Genomic DNA, 17,346 nt, shown 5'->3' with positions numbered 1-17,346 from the left:
GACGCCGGCCCGGGGTCCGGCCTTAACGCAGGTTTTAGCGCAGGTTGAGGATTTCGCCCGTGTCCACGTCGACGTCAATGCGCTCGGCGGCGGGGCGGCTCGGCAGGCCCGGCATGGTTGATAGGTTCCCGCAGATGGCGTAGACGTAGCCGGCACCAGCCGCCAGGCGCACGTCGCGCACCTGTAGGCGCCACCCGGTGGGCACGCCCTTGAGGGCGGGGTCCGCGGACAGCGACAGCGGGGTCTTGGCCACTACCACGGCCAGGTGCCCGTAACCGTCGCGCTGGTAGGCGTCCAGGAGGCGGGAGGCCGCCGGGGCGTAGTCGACGCCTTCGGCGCCGTACATGGAGGCGACCTTGGCGATCTTGGTGCGCAGGTCGTCCTGGGCCTGATACCGGGGCGTGACGGTGCCGTTCGCCCGGCCGCAGGCCTCAACGACGGCGTCGGCCAGTTCCAGGCACCCCGCTCCGCCCTTGGTGACGGGATGGGAGACGGCCACACGCGCATCCTCCTGCCGAGCAATGCGAACCACCTCGTCAATCTCCGCGGCGTGGTCGGTGGGAAAGACGTTGACGGCCACCACCGGCTCCAGGCCGAAGTCGCGCACGATCTGGAGGTGTTTGCGCAGATTGGCGGCACCGGCGCGCACGGCGTCCAGATCCTCCTCCAGCATGCGGGCCGGCAACTCCTTGCCGCCAACCACCTGGAAGCGTCCGGAGTGGGCCTTGAGCGCGCGCACGGTCACGACCACAACAGCCGCTGCGGGCTTGAGGCCGGAGACGGCGCATTTGAGGTCGACGAACCGCTCCAGGCCCATGTCGGCCCCGAAACCGGCCTCGGTCACCACGTACCCGCCGTCGGCGGTGCCGGCTGAGGCCACTAGGTCGGCAATAATCGACGAGCAGCCCGTGGCAATGTTGCCGAAGGGCCCGGTGTGGACCAGGACCGGCTCCCCCTCCCCGGTGCGCAGGAGGTTGGGGTCCAGGGCGTCGCGCACAATGGCTGTCATGGCCCCCGCGGCGTCAAGGTCCTCGGCGGTGACCCAGCCCCCCTCGAGGTCCTGGCCAATGACAATGCGCCCAAGGCGCTCACGCAGGTCGGCCAGGGAGGTGGCCAGGGAGAGAATGACCATGACCTCACTGGCCGGCGTAATGTCGAAGGAGGCCTGACGGGTGACGCCGTCGATCTTGGCCCCCAGCCCGGTGACAATGTGGCGCAGGGCGCGGTCATTGACGTCCAGGACGCGCGGCCAGGTAATGGTGCGCTCGTCAATGCGCAGGGCGTTGCCGTGATACAGGTGGTTGTCGATCATTGCCGCCAGTAGATTGTGGGCGGCGGTCACCGCATGGAAGTCCCCGGTCAAGTGCAGGTTCATGCGCTCTGCCGGAAGGACCCGGGCGCGCCCCGAGCCCCCGGCCCCGCCCTTGATGCCGAAGGTGGGGCCCATGGCGGACTGGCGCAAGGTGAGGACCGCCTGCCGACCCCGACGCGCCAGGCCCTGGACTAGGCCAATGGCGGTGGTGGTCTTGCCCTCCCCGAAGGCGGTGGGGGTCATGGCCGTGACAACGACGTAGTGCGAGCCGCGCGCCTGGTCGGGCGCGCGCATCATCGCGCCGAGGTCGATCTTGGCCACGTCACGGCCATGGGGAACCACATGTTCGGCGCCAATCCCCGCGTGAGCGGCTAGAGCCACAAGGTCGACGCCCTCATGGGAGTCGACGGCGGGTGCAGTGTCTGTGTCGGCACGGAAGTCGCTCATAGAGGGAGCCTACCGAGCGCCCTCCGCTCCCCCGGCGGACCGCCCGCCTGCCGGGAGCACTCCTCGGGCGCCTCACACCTGCCGTCCGCCCGCCCTCTCACCGGAACCTCACGCCACCAGTTACACAGGTGATTCTCAGTATTTCGTATATCCGAATTCTCGGTTAGGCTGAGGCCGTTCTCATCCCGTCCCCAATGCGGTGATAGCCCACCGCCCGGACACCGCACCGCTGCGGACACCATCGTTGCGCCATCACAAGGAGGGCATCATGACCTATGCCACCCACGTCCTGACCAGGGCAGGACTCACCAACCCCTATGTGCATGAGTTCGTGCACGAATGGGTGCAGATCCTCAACCCCGGCCGCATTGAAGTCATTGACTCCGACTCCGACGCGCGCCTGGTCGCCGAGGCCCTGGCAACCGGTGAGATGATCGAGGCCGGGGCGGGCCGCTACCTCGCCCACTCCCACCCCAAGGACACCGCCCGCTCTGAGGAGCGCACGGTGGTGGCCACCCACAGGCCCCAGGACAAGGGGGTGTACAACAACTGGCGCGACGCCGCCCAGGTGCGCGCCGAGCAGGTCGAACGCATGCGCAACGCCTACGCGGGCAAAACCATGTATGTCGTGCCCTACCTCATGGCGCCCCCCGACAGTCCACTGGCCGCCTGGGCCCGCGGCGTGGAGTTGAGTGATAACCGGATCGTGGTCCTCCAGATGCTGCGCATGGCCCGCGTGGGGGCCCGCTTCCTCAATGTGGACGTCAAGCCCGAGACCTTCGTGCGCGCCGTCCACGTCACTGGGGACCTTGACAACCTGGGGCAGGGAACGGACCACGACCAGCGCCTGTTCGCCACCTTGGCCGACGAGCGCACCATCCTCCACTTCGGCTCGGCCTACGGCGGCAACGCATTGCTGGGCAAGATCGCCCACGGCCTGCGCCAGAGTTCCTACGACGGGTGGATGAGCGGGGAGTTCATGGGCGAGCAGTTCATGCTCATTGGCATCCATGACAGGGCCACCGACCGCACCTACCACATTTGCGGCGGCATGCCCTCGGCCTCCGGCAAGACCAACCTGGCCATGATGCTGCCGCCCGCGGCCCTGGGGGAACGCTACGAGGTCTTTTTCTACGGCGACGACATTGTCTGGCTGCGCGTCGACCCGGTTGACGGGCGCGTGTACGGCATGAACCCCGAGTACGGCACCTTCGGCGTGGCCAAGGACACCAACTGGGAGTCGAACCCGAATGCGATGAGGGCGGTCGGGCCGGGCACCGGCACGCTCTTCGTCAATGTCGCCCATCACGAGGACACCGGCGAGTTGTGGTGGGAGGGCAAGACCCCCGACTATCCGCAGGATGTCACCGGTTGGCGCGACTGGCGCAACGAGCTCATTTCCGAGCGCCCCCTAGAGCGCCAGCGCTCCGGGGCCGACGAGGACCTGTGGTCCCAGAAGAACTCCCGCTTCACCGCCCCCCTGTCCGTGGTGCCCAATATCGCCGCCGACTACGAGCGCCCCGAGGGGGTACCCATTGACGCAATCATCTTCGGTGGGCGCTGCCGGGACCGTGAGCCCCTTGTCCGCGCCATCACCGATCTGGCCGAGGGCGTTTACGACGGTCTGACGCTGGGCGCCGAGGCGACCTTCGCCGCCGAGGGCACCGAGGGGCGCCTGCGCTATGACCCCATGTCCATGCGCCCCTTCATGTCCTTCCCCGAGGGGGCCTACGCCCGTCACTGGCTCACCACCCTGGGGCGGGCCGAGCATCAGCCGATCTTCGCCCATGTCAACTGGTTTCAGCGCGACACCGAGGACGGTCACTTCCTGTGGCCCGGTTACGGGGAGAACCTGCGGGCCCTGCTGTGGCTCATGGACCTCAAGGAGGGCCGGGCAACCGGGCGGCGGACCCCGGTGGGCGTCCTGCCGCTGGCCGAGGAGCTCAACCTCGCCGGCTTCGAGGGCGACCGGGGGGACCTGGAGCGGCTACTGACCATTGACGTGAGGCGCTGGCGTCAGGAAATGGTGCTGCGCGAGGAGCATCTGTCTCAGTTCGAAGGCCTGCCCGAGGAGATCTGGGAGGCTCACCGCCGCGTGTCGGCAGCCCTGGACGCCGCGTGGGAGAACCAGCCCTGAACGTGGGAGAACCAGCCCTGAAGATGACGGCCGGCCCGGCTCCCGGGGGGCGCCGGGCCGGTCGCCGATTGACTCAGGCGCTCTCCTCCGCCAGCGCCCGCTCAATGACCTCCGCGGCCACTGACTGCGAGTACCCCCTGCGGCCCAGGTGGGCGGCGGTGCGGCGCCAGCGCACCAATGGCTCCCGGCCCCGGGTCGCTGCGAGTTTCTTGCGAGCCAGGGCCAGGGCGGCCTCGTACTCGTCTTGAGGGTCGATCTGCGCCAATGCCGCAGCGATCGACCCCTCCCCCAGGCCCTTGACTCGTAGCTCATCGGCGATGGCGCGCCGCGCTGCGCCCTTTTCAGCGAAGCGGGTGCGGGCCAGGGTCGTGGCGTAGGCGTCGTCGTCAATCACCCCGGCGGCCTCGAGCCGGTCGAGGACCTCGGTGGCTACGCGTGGGTCAACTTCCCTACGCTCCAGGAGCTCAGCCAGGGCGGCACGCGGTGCGGCGCAGCGGTCCAGGCGGCGCAAGACGATCTCACGTGCCGCCTCAACCGCCTGAGTGTGAGCATCTGGGGTCAGCCAGGGCATTAGAACCCGCCGGCGTCCTCACCGAAGGCCACGTCGAGCTCGGCCGTGGTGTTCTTCTTGGCCCTGGCTTTGGTGGTCTTGGTGGCCCTGGTTTTAGTGGCCTTGGTTGTTTTCGCCGACCGGGCGGGCCCGGCGTCGGTGGCAGCGGGCGCGGCCGCCTCGCCCTCCGCCTCCCGGGCGGCCTCTTCGCGGGCACGGCGCCCCGGCTCCCCTACTCCGAGGACGGCCAGGACCTTCTCCTCGATTTCATCGGCCAGGGTGGGATTGTCCTTGAGGAAGGCGCGGGCGTTCTCCTTGCCCTGCCCCAGTTGATCAGTGCCGTAGGTGTACCAGGCGCCGGACTTGCGCACTACGCCGTTCTCCACGCCCAGGTCCAGCAGTCCGCCCTCCCGGGAAATGCCCTGGCCGTAGAGGATGTCGAATTCGGCCTGCTTGAAGGGCGGGGCCATCTTGTTCTTGACCACCTTGGCCTTCGTGCGGTTGCCCACGGGCTGATCCCCGTCCTTGAGGGTCTGAATGCGGCGCACGTCAATGCGCACCGAGGCGTAGAACTTCAGTGCCTTGCCACCGGTGGTCGTCTCCGGGTTGCCGAAGAAGACACCGATCTTCTCGCGCAGCTGGTTGATGAAGATGGCGGTGGTTCCGGTGGCCGACAGGGCCCCGGTGATCTTGCGCAGCGCCTGGCTCATGAGGCGGGCCTGGAGGCCGACGTGCGAGTCCCCCATCTCCCCCTCGATCTCCGCCTTGGGCACCAGGGCGGCCACGGAGTCGACGACAATAATGTCCAGGCCACCTGAGCGGATGAGCATGTCGGCGATCTCCAGGGCCTGCTCACCGGTGTCAGGCTGGGAGACCAGGAGGTTGTCGGTGTCCACCCCCAGGGCCTTGGCATAGACCGGGTCCAGGGCGTGCTCGGCGTCAATGAAGGCGGCGTTGCCCCCGGCCTTCTGTGCGCTGGCGACGGCGTGAAGAGCAACCGTGGTCTTGCCGGAGGACTCCGGGCCGTAGATCTCCACAATGCGCCCGCGGGGCAGCCCGCCGATCCCCAGGGCCACGTCCAGGGCGACGGAGCCGGTGGAGATGACGGACACCGGTGGACGGGTGTCGTCTCCCAGGCGCATGACGGACCCCTTGCCGAATGACTTGTCGATCTGGGCGAGGGCGGTGGCCAGAGCCTTGGAGCGGTCCTGTGACTGGCTGGGTTGGGGCATCGGTCTACCTCGGTTCTTGGCGGCTGCGGCCGCGGTGGGCATGGCTGGTCCTGGGGCGGAGGTCCCCTCTCCGGGGCTCGCAGACGACGGTATGCCGGACCACTGACATGTTTCACCGCGCCCGAGCGAGCCCTGTGGACAAGCAGGTGCGGCACGTCATCCGTGGAGAACAGTATCCGAACACGTGTTCGAAAGCGAGTCTCGTGCCGAGCGTGTTCCCCCTAGCGCCGCCGGCGCCCTCGGCCGTCAACTAACGCTGTTAACACTGTCAACACTGTTAGCACTATCAACACTGTTAACACTGTCAGCCGCGTAACGCACTCAACCGCGCGGGTGCGGCTGAGTGCGGAGTATCCAGCGTTCAGCCTCGGAGCGCTCGGTCTCATCGCACAGGGCGTGCCAGACCTCTCGCGGCGGCCGCCCGGCTTCTAAGGCCTGAGCGCAGGTGGCGCCCAGGGCCGGGAGCACGAGGTCTTGCGCTAGCGAGCGCCCGTAGGCTGGGCCGAAGACCGTCTCAACAGACAGCCAGAACTCCGAGTGCCTCATACATTCTCCATCCAGTACATCCTCCGGGTCCGGGGCGGGGGTTCCTGAGCCATTGGCCGCCGGGAGTGGGCGGCGGGCCGCGGCCGGTTAAGTGCGCAGGGCGGGCATGTAAAAGTCTCCAGATCGCGACTGCGATCTGGAGACCTCACTGTGGTGCTCAGCGCAGGGCGGCGCCCTGCTGGCGGATGAGTTCGTCGGGGACGGTGTCGGGAACCGTAATGCCCTCGCTCAGGGCAATGCGGTCCGAGACCTCGCGCAGAACTGCGGACAGCGGGGCGTCCAGGGCCTGGCAGATCGAGGCCAGGAGCTCGGAGGAGGCCTCCTTCTGACCGCGTTCGACCTCTGAGAGATACCCCAGGGAGACGCGGGCCTGAGAGGAGACCTCGCGCAGGGTGCGTCCCTGGTGCTGTCGAACGGAGCGGAGGACCTCGCCGATCTCACGGCGCAGGAGGACATTCTCTTGCTTACTGGTGGTCGTGTCCACGGCAGCACCGTACCCTGCAGCCGAGGTCTTGCGCATCGGCATCCGATTGGCCGGACTTGCGGGGCGGGCGCTGCGGGGGCGAGTCGCGTTCTTCATCAGTGGTGACAACCATTCAGTGCGGAGTTTCATTCCCACATCCAGAAGGTCGTGCGCTCCCTTCTCGATGTGCTGCTCAGATCCTGATCCCGAATCCTGAGAGAACCCTTGAAACCGAATGAGTCGCACCCGTGACCCGCCCCCTGTTGGCCTGTTGCCGCACTGCAGCCCGGCCGCCGGGCCCGAGTACGTGCGTCGCCCCAACCCCCAGCGGCGCCGGGGCGCCCCGGGCGGTGAGAACTCGACTCCCGGCTGGCCGGGGGTCACTCCCGGCTGGTTGGAGGGTCAGTCCTGTGCGCCCTGCTCCACGGCGCTCAAGAGGGCGACCGCCAGCGCCAGCACCGCCGTCGTCGCCCCTTGTCGGACGGCTGCCCGGTCGCCGTCCAGGTGCAGTTCACGCTTAACAGCCCCCCAGGGGGAGCAGACCGCTATATGGACCGTCCCAGCCCGGTACCCATCGGCGGGGTCGGGGCCCGCGACCCCAGTGGTGGCCAAACCGATGTCCGCGTCCATGAGCCGGGCGACACCCTGCGCCATCTGCACGGCGACGTCCCCATTGACCGGCCCGGTGCGCGCCAGAAGCTCGGTGTCGACCTGCAGCACGTCGGTCTTAATGCGCGTGGCGTAGGCGACCACCGCCCCCACCACAACAGCGGAGGCTCCCGGGACGCTGACCAGTGTGGAGGAGACCATCCCTCCGGTAAGGGACTCGGCGACCGCCAGAGTCAGGCCCCGCTCCTCGGCGGTGGCCAGCAGGAGTCTGGCCGCCTCCACCTGTGTTCCGGCCTCGGGGGCCGCCTGGCCCTGACTCACCGGCCCTCACCGCCCGCCTGGGGCGCCCCGGCGCCACTGAGGATCAGGGCCTGACGCACATAGTCCAGGCCGGTGGCCACAGTGACCACCAGTGCCGCGGCAATGAGAACGTAGGCCAGGACCTCCAGGAGATTGGCCAGGGACGACGGCAAGAGCATCGTCCACGGCGTCAGCAATCCGATCAGGCCGCTGATCTGGAGGACCGTCTTGAGTTTGCCGCCGCGCGAGGCGGCCATAACGGCGCGGCGCAGCATCACGAAACGCATCGCGGTAATACCGAGCTCGCGCACGAGGATGAGAATGGTCACCCACCACCACAAACTGCCCGCCACGCTCAGGAGCACGAAGGCGGACAGGGTCAGGGCCTTGTCCGCAATGGGGTCGGCGATCTTGCCGAAGTCCGTGACCAGGTTGCGCGTGCGGGCGAGGTGACCGTCGAACTGGTCGGTGAGCGCGGCACCGATAAAGACCAGGGTTGCCGCCAGCCGTGCGCCATCACCGGGCAGGAGCATGAGCCAGATGAACACCGGCACGAGGAGAAGGCGCAGCACCGTCAGGGCATTGGCGATGTTGAGCAGCGGGGCCTGGGGTCGGTTGGGGGCGGCCGCCCCGGGGGTCGTGGTGTCCATTGCTCTCAGCCTAGCGTTGCCAACTCCGTGCACCCGTGTACCTCTACACCCCCTCATGCGTCAGATGACCCTGGTTCCTGTGGCGCTCGTGATTTACGCTGCAATTGTGACTCACGGAACAGCTCACCGCACTCTTTCCCGCATCGCTCGGCGACGGCTTATGGCGCTGGCGCTGATCCTCGTACTGCCTTCACTGGCTCTGGCGTGCCACCGGGGCGGCCCGTTGGAAGAGGCCGGGCAGACCGCGACTGCCGTGCCCTCCCCGACTACTGCGGCGACCCCCAGTCCGACGCCGACCATTCCACCCGATGTTCACCTCACCATTGGCTACGCCGGTGACGTCCTGCCTCATATGCCCGTCATGGAGGAGACCGTCAATGGCCAGGGAGACATCAGTTCCATGATTGCCGGCGAGCAGCCCTGGGTTGCGGGCGTCGATCTGGCCCTGTGCGGTATGGAGGTCCCGATCGCCCCGGACGGGGTCGCCAGCGGCTTCCCCCTGTTCGGGACGCTGCCGCCGGTGGTTGAGGCGCTTAAGGGCAGTGGCTGGGATGGCTGCGCGACCGCCTCGAACCACTCCTACGACCGCGGCCTGGACGGGGTTGTGGCCACCGCGGACACGCTCATCGCCAATGGCATGGGCTACGCCGGAACGAATCGGACCGAGGCCGAGGCGGCCGTCCCCTACCAGCTCTACCAGCTGGAGCGCGGGGGGCGGACCATTACCGTCGCCCAGCTCTCCTCCACCTACAGCCTTAACGGCCTCGTCGACGAGACGGGTTGGGCGGTGCAACTCAATGACGTCGAGTGGGTGGCCGCCCAGGCCCGTGCGGCCCGCGACGCCGGGGCCGATATCGTTATCCTCCATTCGCAGCTCGGCGAGGAGTACTCCCCCGACCCGGTCCAGGCGCAGATCGATTACGCAAGCGCCATCGCGGCCACCGGCGAGGTCGACGTGCTTTTCAGCGCCCACCCGCATGTGCCCCAGACCAACGAGCTCCTGGCCGGCGGCCCTGGCGGCCGCGGCATGTGGGTGTCGTATTCGGCCGGCAACTACATCTCGAACCAGTCCGATGCCCAGGGCACGATCATGGCCTGCATTGGGATCTTCGTGTGGGTCGATGTCACGATCACCGGAGAAGGTGAGGTGAGCGTCGATGCGCTCCACTGGCACCCTTTCACGGTTGACGTCTATGGCGGGCACCGCGTCCTGGATCTGGCCGCCCTGGCGCGTGGTGAGGTTCCTGAAGGCGTCACCCTCTCCCCTGAGGAAATCTCCTACCGCTGGGAGACGGTGACGGGGATCATTAACCCGGAGACCTACTCCGACGAGGTCCCCGCCCCTACCGGTCCTGAGCCGACAGTGCTGCCCCGCTCCTAGCGCCCGGGCCCGAGTCGCGCTCTCTTTGTCAGGGACGGGATTATCTCGCCCCTGTCATTATCGCCATCGTCATCAGTCACAGTCACCACGAAGGACCGCGGCCGGTCAGGCTCCAGGCGTCCTGGGAGCCGTCCTCATGGGAGCCGTCCTTCCGGGAAGGGGCTGCTGGGGGCGTCTGCGCGCTCGGCACCTGGGCGGGATGATGGCCGGTTGCGGTGTCCTGGCCATCGGGCTGAGCAGCAGGCCCCTCCCCCTCCTCCTCGGGTTGGGGTGTTGAGCCGGGAGCACCGCCATCGCCGCGGATCCAGGCCAGGGTCTCCTCAAGCTGCTCGGGTTGGACGAGTACGTCGCGGGCCTTGGAGCCCCCGGAGGGGCCGACGACTTCACGGGTCTCCAGCAGGTCCATGAGGCGCCCGGCCTTGGCGAAGCCCACCCGGAGCTTGCGCTGGAGCATGGAGGTGGAGCCGAACTGACTGGTAATGACGAGCTCGGCGGCCTGCAGCAGCAGGTCCATATCGTCGCCGATCTCCTCATCTATCTGCTTCTTAACCTCCGGGACGATGACATCCTCACGGTACTCCGGCTGGAGCTGGCCCTTAATGTGGCGCACCACGGAACGGATCTCGGACTCGGTCACCCAGGAGCCTTGGATGCGCACGGGCGTGGAGGCGCCGGGCCCCAGGTAGAGGGCGTCACCTTGACCGGTGAGGGTCTCTGCACCGTTCTGGTCCAGGATGACGCGAGAGTCGAGTTGGGAGGCGGTGGCGAAGGCCAGACGCGAGGGCACGTTGGACTTGATGAGCCCGGTGACCACCTGGGCCACGGGGCGCTGGGTGGCCAGCACCAGGTGGATGCCGGCGGCACGGGCCAGCTGGGTAATGCGCTGAATAGAGGCCTCCACGTCCTTGGGGGCGGTCATCATGAGGTCGGCCAGCTCGTCGACGACGACGAGCAGGTAGGGGTAGGGGCTAATGACCCGCTGAGAACCGGGCAGGGGTTGGACCTCCCCGGCGCGCACCGCCTTGTTGAAGTCGTCAATGTGCTTGTAACCGAAGGAGGAGAGGTCGTCATAGCGGGCGTCCATTTCGCGGACCACCCATTCCAGGGCCTCGGCGGCCTTCTTCGGGGAGGTGATAATGGGGGTGATGAGGTGGGGAATGCCCTCGTAGATGGTCAACTCCACCCGCTTGGGGTCCACCAGCACCATGCGAACCTCCTCGGGGGTGGCGCGCATCATGATCGAGGTGATCATGGAGTTGACGAAGGACGACTTTCCTGAGCCGGTTTGGCCCGCCACCAGCATGTGCGGGGTCTTGGCCAGGTTGGTCACCACATAGTCGCCCTCGACGTTCTTCCCCAGGCCCACCACCAGGGGGTGGGTTTGCTTCTTGGCGGCCTGGCTGCGCAGCACGTCGCCGAGCTTGACCATCTCCCGGTCGGTGTTGGGGATCTCAATGCCAATGGCGCTCTTGCCGGGGATCGGCGTCAGGAGGCGAATCTCATCACTGGCCACCGCATAGGCGATGTTCTTCTCCAGGCCGGTAATGCGCGAAACGTTGACGCCCCGGCCCCGGTGCACCTCGTAACGGGTCACCTGGGGGCCACGGGTGTAGCCGGTGACGGTGGCGTCGACATTGAACTCGGCGAAGACCGCCTGAAGCGCCTCAACAATGGCGTCGTTGGCGTCAGTGCGCGTGGCGTGCCCGGGGCCCGGCTCCAGCAGGGAGTCGCCGGGCAGGGTGTAGGTGGAGCCGTCGGGCAGGGACATCTCGCTCATGGCGATCTCATCGGCCAGGTCCGGCTCGACTGACGGGGTTTCCTCGGTGACGGCGTCGGGCTCGGTGGGGGGCACCGGGCGCTGTGAGGCCTGGGAGCGGGTCGACGGCGAACGGCCCGATCGGGCGGAGGTTGGGGGGACGCTGGGCGGTTCGGCCGCCTGCGCATCGGACAGCGGGTCCGGTGCGGGCTCCCCCATGACCTCGGTGGCGGACTGGTCAGCCAGGAAGTCTGTGGCCTCTCCCCCCTCCCCCCACGCGTCAATGGGATCGGCGCTGCGGGCCGATGGCTTCATGGAGCGGCGGCGGCGCCCTGAGCCCCGCGGCCGCTGCTCCGTCTCCAGGGCGGAGCGGAAGGCCTCGTCGCCGTCATAGGTGCCCAGGACGGTGGTGTCCTCGGTGTCGTCGCCTCTCGAGCGCCTCAGGCCTCGGCGCACCTGGTTGAGGACCTTCGTGGCCAGGAGCTCGCCGCCCTCCTGGCCGTCCCGGTTCTTGGCCAGGGGGCCCTTGGCGGCCAGGACTTCCTGGAGCTCGGCGACAGTGCGCCCTGAGACGACCAGGGCGGAGAAAAGCAGGAGGAGGATGAGGAGGATGACGGCTCCCACCGAACTGAACAGGGCGGCCAGCGGGTAGCCGAAGAGCCACCCGAGCAGTCCCCCGGCGTTCTCCAGCGCGTCCATGCCCCTACCAATGGCGGGGTTGCCCGAGAAGACCTGGATCATGCCGGTCAGGGCGGTAAGAATGCCCAGGCTGCCCACAATGATGCGGGCGTGGACGGAGTCGAGCCTGCGAACGCGCAGCATGGTCACCCCCAGGGCGCCCAGCAGCGGGGGGACCGCCAGGCCCAGGACTCCAACGGGTCCGGCGGCCAGGTGGTGGAGCAGGCTGCCGGCCGCCCCTGAGACGCCGAACCACTCCCGCAGCCCGGTGACCACGGCCAGGGCCAGGAGCAGGAAAGCCACGGCGGTGCGACGGTAGCGGTTGGAGCCCGCAGTCGCCTGGGAGCCGGCGGCGGGTTCCTGGGGGGCGCCTGAACGGCCCCCTGCGGAGCGGGGGGAGGGCGAGGAGGGCGAGTTGCGGGATCTGGCCATGATGCTTGAGACGGTATCCGGCGCCGCCGAGCTCGGGGGCCTGCCACGCCGCTGATCTGCGTCACGTCACCCACGCGTCTCGGCCTGCGAGCGGCCACCGGCTGGCCACTGGCGCCCGCCGACCAGCCGCGGGGCGCGGCGCAATACGTCCGCATCTCGCCCGGGCCTCCCGATTGATGAACAGCGGGGGCTGCGGCCGGCCGCTTCAGTGATTTTTCAGTAGGTTGCCACTTGGCCTGTGGGCCGGGGGCCTCTCAGGCTCCGGCCAGGAGGACGTCGATCTCATCGCGGCGCGGAGCCCGAGCCGGCCCGGAGCGGGAGACCGCCTCCGCGGCGGCGGCGTTGGCGCGGCGGGCGGCGGCGACTATGTTGAGCCCGTCCATGAGCCCGGCCACCAGGACCCCGGTGTGCGTATCCCCCGCCCCGGTGGTGTCCACAACGTCGCGCGCGAAGCCGGGCACCTCGATGGGGGCGCCGTCGGCGGGCCACAGCACGCAGCCGTGGACGCCGGTGCGCCGCACGATCAGGGCCTGCGGGCAGGCCTCGCGCAGGGCGTCGGGGCTGCCCAGGCGGGCGGAGAGCCCGGTGATCTCCATGTGGTTGCCGGTCAGGAAGGTGGTGCGCCCCAGCAGGGGGATGAGCAGGTCGTCCTCAATCTCGGGCTGGACCGGCCCCAGGTCAATAACGAGTTCCACCCCGTCGGGCAGGGCCAGCAGCCAGTCCACCAGGACCGGGCAGCTGGTGGGGTGGACCAGGTCGTAGCCGGTGGCGTGCACCCAGTCCCCGTCCAGCAGGTCCAGGCTCTCCAGGTCCTCTTGCTGGGGCTCGGCCTCCACCCCGGCGGTGGTAATGAAAGTGCGTCGGCCAGAGGGCTCGATCAAGGTGGTGCAGGTGCCTATGTCCCCGACCAGCTCGGCCACCAGCAGTTCGACGCCGTCCAGCATCATGGACTCGCGCACCCGCGAGGAGTTGGGGCCGGTGCCCAGGGTCGCCGCCAGTGCGGCGGGCAGCCCCTGGCGGGCTACCGCTGAGACCACGGTGTAGCCGCCGCCCACGGCGGGCCCCGCAGAAGTAGCGGTCACCGCGCCCCCGGGGGCGGGGATGCGCGAGACGTGCAGGGGCAGGTCGATGAGGACACTGCCGGTGGAGATGAAGCAGGCGGGACGGCGCGCGTGCGGCATGGTGGGTCAAGCTCCTCTCTGAGTCTCTCCGAGTCGCCGGGTCACTGGGCGCTCCAGGGTGCCGACGGCCGACGCCATTGTCATCCTACTCACTGCCGCCGTGCCCGCTGGGCGGCACTCAGTGCTCACTCAGTGCTGGGGGCGGGCGTAGGGGAAGGCGATAACATCCCTAATGGAAGCCGCACCAGTGATCAGCATGGCCACACGGTCCACGCCCAGCCCCAGACCGCCGGTGGGCACCAGCCCCAGTTCCAGGGCCTGGAGGAAATCCTCGTCCAAACTCATGGCCTCGGGGTCTCCGGCGGCGGCGCGCAGGGACTGGGCGGTGAAGCGCTCACGCTGCTCAGCGGGGTCGGTCAGCTCGCTGTAGGCGGTGCCCAGCTCCATCCCCCACGCCACTAGGTCCCAGCGCTCGGCCAGGCGCGGATCGTCTCGATGCTGGCGGGTCAGGGGGGACGTCTCCACCGGGAAGTCGGTGTAGAAGGTGGGGGCCAGGGTACGGGCCTCGACGAGGTCGTCGTAGAGGGCGCCAATGATCTCGCCGGCGCCGGCGGCCGGGGGCAGGTCGATGTCGTGGGCCCGGGCCAGGGCCTCCAGTTCGGGTACCGGCGTGTCAACAGTGACCTCGCGGCCCACAGCCTGGGAGATGGCCTCATGGACGCTCAGGACCGGCCAGTGCCCGGAGAGGTCTACGCCCACGTAGTCCACGCCCGCGCGCCGCGCCACGACCTCCAGGCCTTGCGTTCCGGGGGTCCCGGCGGGGCGCAGGGCAATGGGGGCACCGTGAACGGCGACGGCGGCCCGGGTAATGAGCTGTTCGGTGAGCAGGCGCATGGTGGTGTAGTCGCCGTGGGCGCGGTAGGCCTCCAGGGAGGTGAACTCGGGATTGTGGGTGGCGTCGACGCCCTCGTTGCGGAAGGAGCGGCCAATCTCGAATACGGCGTCCATGCCCGCCACCGCCAGGCGTTTGAGGTAGAGCTCCGGGGCGATGCGCAGGTATACGTCGGTGTCGTAGGCGTTGAGATGGGTAATGAAGGGCCGCGCGTTAGCGCCCCCGTGGACCGCCTGGAGGATGGGGGTTTCCACCTCAGCGTAACCCTGATGACCCAGAGTGGAGCGCAGGGAGGAGACCACGGCGGAGCGGGCCCGCAGCACCTCTACGGCCTCAGGGTCGGCCAGGAGCCGGCGGGTGCGTGAGGCGCCCTGGGAGCGGGGTGAGCGCAGGCGGCCCTCGGCGTCGGGACGGGGGCGGGGCAGGGCGCTCAAAGACTTGGACAGCACGGTCCACTCGCGGACCGCGATGGTGGGCTCACCGGTGCGGGTGAGCACGCCGTCGCCGGCAACCACCACAATGTCCCCGCGGTCAATACCGGTCTTCCACTGCTGCAGACGGGCGCCGGGGATGGAGGCGTCGAGCATGATCTGGATGCGCTCGTCGCCGCGCGTCAGGTCGGCGAAGAGCAGGCCGCCGTGGTCGCGCACGAGGGCGACCCGTCCCTGAACGCGCAGGCCTTTCACGCGCTCGCCCGCCTCACCGCCTAGGCCCGCCAGGCGAGCGCGCACCGTGCCGGGCGCGTCACCGGGCTCGACGCCCACCGGGTAGGGGTCGGTGCCCGCTGAGCGCAGCGCCTCCAGGGCCTTGCGATGGTGCTGCTCCTCCTGGGTTAGGCGCCGAACGGGCAGCAGGTCCCTGACGTGCTCGGCAACTTGGGCGGCGACGGCCTCGGCGTAGTCGTCCCCCTCCAGGCCGTCACAGGGGGCGACAGTCGAACGGCCGGCCCAGACCGGGACAAAGCCCTCCAGGGCTCCGGCGGCCAGTACCACGGAGGCGAACTGGGCGGCGTCCAAGAAGCACAGGTAGCGCGGCACCCAGGTGGGGCCGTATTTGGCGTTGGACTCGTAGAGCTGCTCGAGCTGCCAGAAGCGTGAAGCCTTGCGCAGGAGCGAGGCCAGGACACGGGCCTTGAAGGAGGCGTCCACGGCCAGGCCGTCGACGAAAATCGTGCGGAACATGGCGAAGTTGAGACTTACTCGCTCCACGCCCAGGCCCGGCCCCTCCTCCAGGATGGCGGTCACCATGGCTTCGACGGCCCCGTTGACGGCCGTGGGGCTGCGCCTCATAACATCCAGGGAGACCCCGCGCATGCCCCAGGGAGCGAATCCGAGCACGGCCTGAAGCTCGCCGTCGGCGCCGCGCACTGTAGCTACGAGCTCGCGGGCGTCGACGTCGTCCAGGGTACGGTCCAGGGCCATGGAGAAGCCCCTCTCCTCACCGTGGCGCCAGTCGGCGGCGGCGCGGCGGAGTTGTTCACGCTCCCCATGGGGGATGTCGGCCAGGCGCCGCACCTCAACGACGGCTCCACTGGCGCGCACGCGGCGGACCGCCTTGGCGACCTGGGGGTGGGCGCGCAACTCGAAGCGGCTGACCTCGATCACGGCCTCGTCCCCCATGCGGCGCACTCGCAGCCCTTCGCTGCGGTAGGCGCGGGCGCCGGACTCCGAGGCCGAGATAACGGCCGGGATCCAACCGTAGAGGCGGCATTCCTCCATCCAGGCGGTAATGGCGGCCTCCCAGGAGGCTCGGGCGCCGATCGGGTCGCCGGCGGCCATGGCAATACCGCCGCTGACCCCGTAGGACACCGCTGCCCGCCCGTCGGCGGAGAACACGGTCAGGCGGTCGCGGCGGGTGGCGAAGTAGCCCAGGGAGTCCTCGGGATGCTCCAGCAGGAGGCGGCGAACCTTGAGGTCATCGCCGGGGCGGGCGGTTCGGTGCGCCGAGCGCAGGAACACATTGAGGGCCATGAGGACCACAACGGCGGCCAGGAAGGAGAGGAGGAAGTCCGCCCAGTGGGGCCCGTGGACCTTGCCGAACCCCAGAAGCCTCCCGAAGTCCGGGCCGAGAATGCGTTGGCCCACCCATTGCAGTCGCAGGGCCAGGGTGGGGAGCTTGTGGTGGAAGGTGGAGGCCAGGACCACGCCGGAGCCGGCCACCGAAAGCAGGCCCACAACCAGGACCGCCAGGGCGCTCTTCCAGGCGCCGGGGACCAGCCGTCCGGGGAAGGCGTCACGCGCGTACCACAGGAGCAGGACAATGAGGGCCTGGGCAAAAGCGGAGACCGCTATAACGGCGTACCACACTGGGCTCTCGATCAGGATCGGGGCCGACGGGATCACCAGAGTCACCAGGCCCGCGATCACATTGAGGCTCTCGACAATCACGGCCAGCACCAGGGCAATGCGTTTACGGCGCATGGCTGCCGCCGCCCAGAGCAGGAGCAGGACGCTGCCGAAAACAGAGGCCCCGGTGGGCACGCCCAGCCACCAGAAGGGGGCGTCCAGGGCCGGATAGATGCTGGTGCGTGACAGGCCCAGTCCTCCCAGGAGGGACAGCAGGGCTGCCGCCTTCAAGATGTGCGGCAGGATCCGAGGCACCACATCAATCCAGGTCCGGGTAATGGGGCCCAGCCCTTGGGTCCGGCGCGGCGGGGAGCCTGCGGGACCGGCGGGTTGGGAACCCTCGGGCGCTGTCGTGGCTGGCATGGCTGTTCCTGTCACAGTCGTCAATGGTGACGGTCGGAGGCCGCGGCCGGCCTCCTCCCCCAGGGCGACTCCCGTGTGACGCCTCGACCTGCAGGAGGAGCCTTCCGTCGGTGCCGCAAGCAGGTGGAGCGC

The 17,346-nt window shown here is 68.9% G+C and carries 12 protein-coding genes; 2 read left to right on the top strand and 10 right to left on the bottom strand.

The window, feature by feature from the left end; all coding sequences use genetic code 11:
* Nucleotides 1–34 precede the first annotated feature (34 nt).
* Nucleotides 35–1,759, bottom strand: coding sequence for a formate--tetrahydrofolate ligase (locus EUC46_RS06715; RefSeq protein WP_128773415.1), 1,725 nt, complete (start codon nt 1,757–1,759; stop codon nt 35–37).
* A 268-nt stretch (nt 1,760–2,027) separates the two neighbouring features.
* Between EUC46_RS06715 and EUC46_RS06710 the strand changes: the two genes are divergently transcribed.
* Nucleotides 2,028–3,896 (top strand): phosphoenolpyruvate carboxykinase (GTP), encoded by a 1,869-nt coding sequence (locus EUC46_RS06710; protein WP_128773414.1) that lies wholly within the window; start codon nt 2,028–2,030, stop codon nt 3,894–3,896.
* Nucleotides 3,897–3,969: 73 nt separating this feature from the next.
* Here EUC46_RS06710 and EUC46_RS06705 read toward each other — a convergent pair whose 3' ends face one another.
* From EUC46_RS06705 to pgsA, 6 genes are all read right to left on the bottom strand, one after another.
* A complete protein-coding gene (locus tag EUC46_RS06705) occupies nt 3,970–4,467 on the bottom strand; it encodes a regulatory protein RecX (protein WP_128773413.1) in 498 nt (165 codons plus the stop codon).
* Nucleotides 4,467–5,678: a recombinase RecA gene (recA, locus tag EUC46_RS06700; protein ID WP_128773412.1), complete on the bottom strand. Its 1,212-nt coding sequence runs from the start codon at nt 5,676–5,678 to the stop codon at nt 4,467–4,469. Before recA ends, EUC46_RS06705 begins: the two co-directional genes overlap by 1 nt.
* Nucleotides 5,679–5,999: 321 nt before the next feature.
* Entirely contained in the window at nt 6,000–6,224 is a 225-nt protein-coding gene (locus EUC46_RS06695) for a DUF3046 domain-containing protein (protein ID WP_128773411.1), read from the bottom strand.
* 157 nt (nt 6,225–6,381) lie between these two features.
* Nucleotides 6,382–6,804, bottom strand: coding sequence for a helix-turn-helix domain-containing protein (locus tag EUC46_RS06690; protein WP_206645927.1), 423 nt, complete (start codon nt 6,802–6,804; stop codon nt 6,382–6,384).
* A gap of 285 nt (nt 6,805–7,089) precedes the next feature.
* Nucleotides 7,090–7,617, bottom strand: coding sequence for a CinA family protein (locus tag EUC46_RS06685; RefSeq protein WP_128773409.1), 528 nt, complete (start codon nt 7,615–7,617; stop codon nt 7,090–7,092).
* Entirely contained in the window at nt 7,614–8,246 is a 633-nt protein-coding gene (pgsA, locus tag EUC46_RS06680) for a CDP-diacylglycerol--glycerol-3-phosphate 3-phosphatidyltransferase (protein ID WP_128773408.1), read from the bottom strand. The genes EUC46_RS06685 and pgsA overlap by 4 nt, the downstream gene beginning before the upstream one ends.
* 106 nt (nt 8,247–8,352) lie before the next feature.
* Here pgsA and EUC46_RS06675 point away from each other — a divergent pair, with 106 nt between their 5' ends.
* Nucleotides 8,353–9,627, top strand: a complete 1,275-nt coding sequence (locus EUC46_RS06675; protein WP_241655441.1) for a CapA family protein — start codon at nt 8,353–8,355, stop codon at nt 9,625–9,627.
* Nucleotides 9,628–9,709: 82 nt separating this feature from the next.
* Here the strand turns inward: EUC46_RS06675 and EUC46_RS06670 are convergent, their stop codons facing one another.
* The 3 genes from EUC46_RS06670 to lysX all read right to left on the bottom strand — a co-directional run bounded on the left by EUC46_RS06670 (nt 9,710) and on the right by lysX (nt 17,214).
* Nucleotides 9,710–12,493: an FtsK/SpoIIIE family DNA translocase gene (locus EUC46_RS06670; protein ID WP_128773406.1), complete on the bottom strand. Its 2,784-nt coding sequence runs from the start codon at nt 12,491–12,493 to the stop codon at nt 9,710–9,712.
* Between the two features lie 254 nt (nt 12,494–12,747).
* Nucleotides 12,748–13,674, bottom strand: coding sequence for a PfkB family carbohydrate kinase (locus tag EUC46_RS06665; protein ID WP_128773405.1), 927 nt, complete (start codon nt 13,672–13,674; stop codon nt 12,748–12,750).
* A 129-nt stretch (nt 13,675–13,803) separates the two neighbouring features.
* Entirely contained in the window at nt 13,804–17,214 is a 3,411-nt protein-coding gene (lysX, locus tag EUC46_RS06660; protein WP_128773404.1) for a bifunctional lysylphosphatidylglycerol synthetase/lysine--tRNA ligase LysX, read from the bottom strand.
* Nucleotides 17,215–17,346: the final 132 nt, after the last annotated feature.

This window comes from Actinomyces oricola (assembly GCF_004104015.1).
Lineage (GTDB): Bacteria > Actinomycetota > Actinomycetes > Actinomycetales > Actinomycetaceae > Actinomyces > Actinomyces oricola.
Note: the sequence above shows the minus strand (reverse complement) of the source record. Positions and strands in the feature narration are given on the sequence as shown.

Bases quoted from the DNA above. Each gene is read 5' to 3' on its own strand.
- EUC46_RS06690 (WP_206645927.1), bottom strand. From the start codon at position 6,804: ATGAAGAACGCGACTCGCCCCCGCAGCGCCCGCCCCGCAAGTCCGGCC.
- EUC46_RS06665 (WP_128773405.1), bottom strand. From the start codon at position 13,674: ATGCCGCACGCGCGCCGTCCCGCCTGCTTCATCTCCACCGGCAGTGTC.
- EUC46_RS06670 (WP_128773406.1), bottom strand. From the start codon at position 12,493: ATGGCCAGATCCCGCAACTCGCCCTCCTCGCCCTCCCCCCGCTCCGCA.
- recA (WP_128773412.1), bottom strand. From the start codon at position 5,678: ATGCCCCAACCCAGCCAGTCACAGGACCGCTCCAAGGCTCTGGCCACC.
- lysX (WP_128773404.1), bottom strand. From the start codon at position 17,214: ATGCCAGCCACGACAGCGCCCGAGGGTTCCCAACCCGCCGGTCCCGCA.
- pgsA (WP_128773408.1), bottom strand. From the start codon at position 8,246: ATGGACACCACGACCCCCGGGGCGGCCGCCCCCAACCGACCCCAGGCC.
- EUC46_RS06695 (WP_128773411.1), bottom strand. From the start codon at position 6,224: ATGAGGCACTCGGAGTTCTGGCTGTCTGTTGAGACGGTCTTCGGCCCA.
- EUC46_RS06705 (WP_128773413.1), bottom strand. From the start codon at position 4,467: ATGCCCTGGCTGACCCCAGATGCTCACACTCAGGCGGTTGAGGCGGCA.
- EUC46_RS06715 (WP_128773415.1), bottom strand. From the start codon at position 1,759: ATGAGCGACTTCCGTGCCGACACAGACACTGCACCCGCCGTCGACTCC.
- EUC46_RS06710 (WP_128773414.1), top strand. From the start codon at position 2,028: ATGACCTATGCCACCCACGTCCTGACCAGGGCAGGACTCACCAACCCC.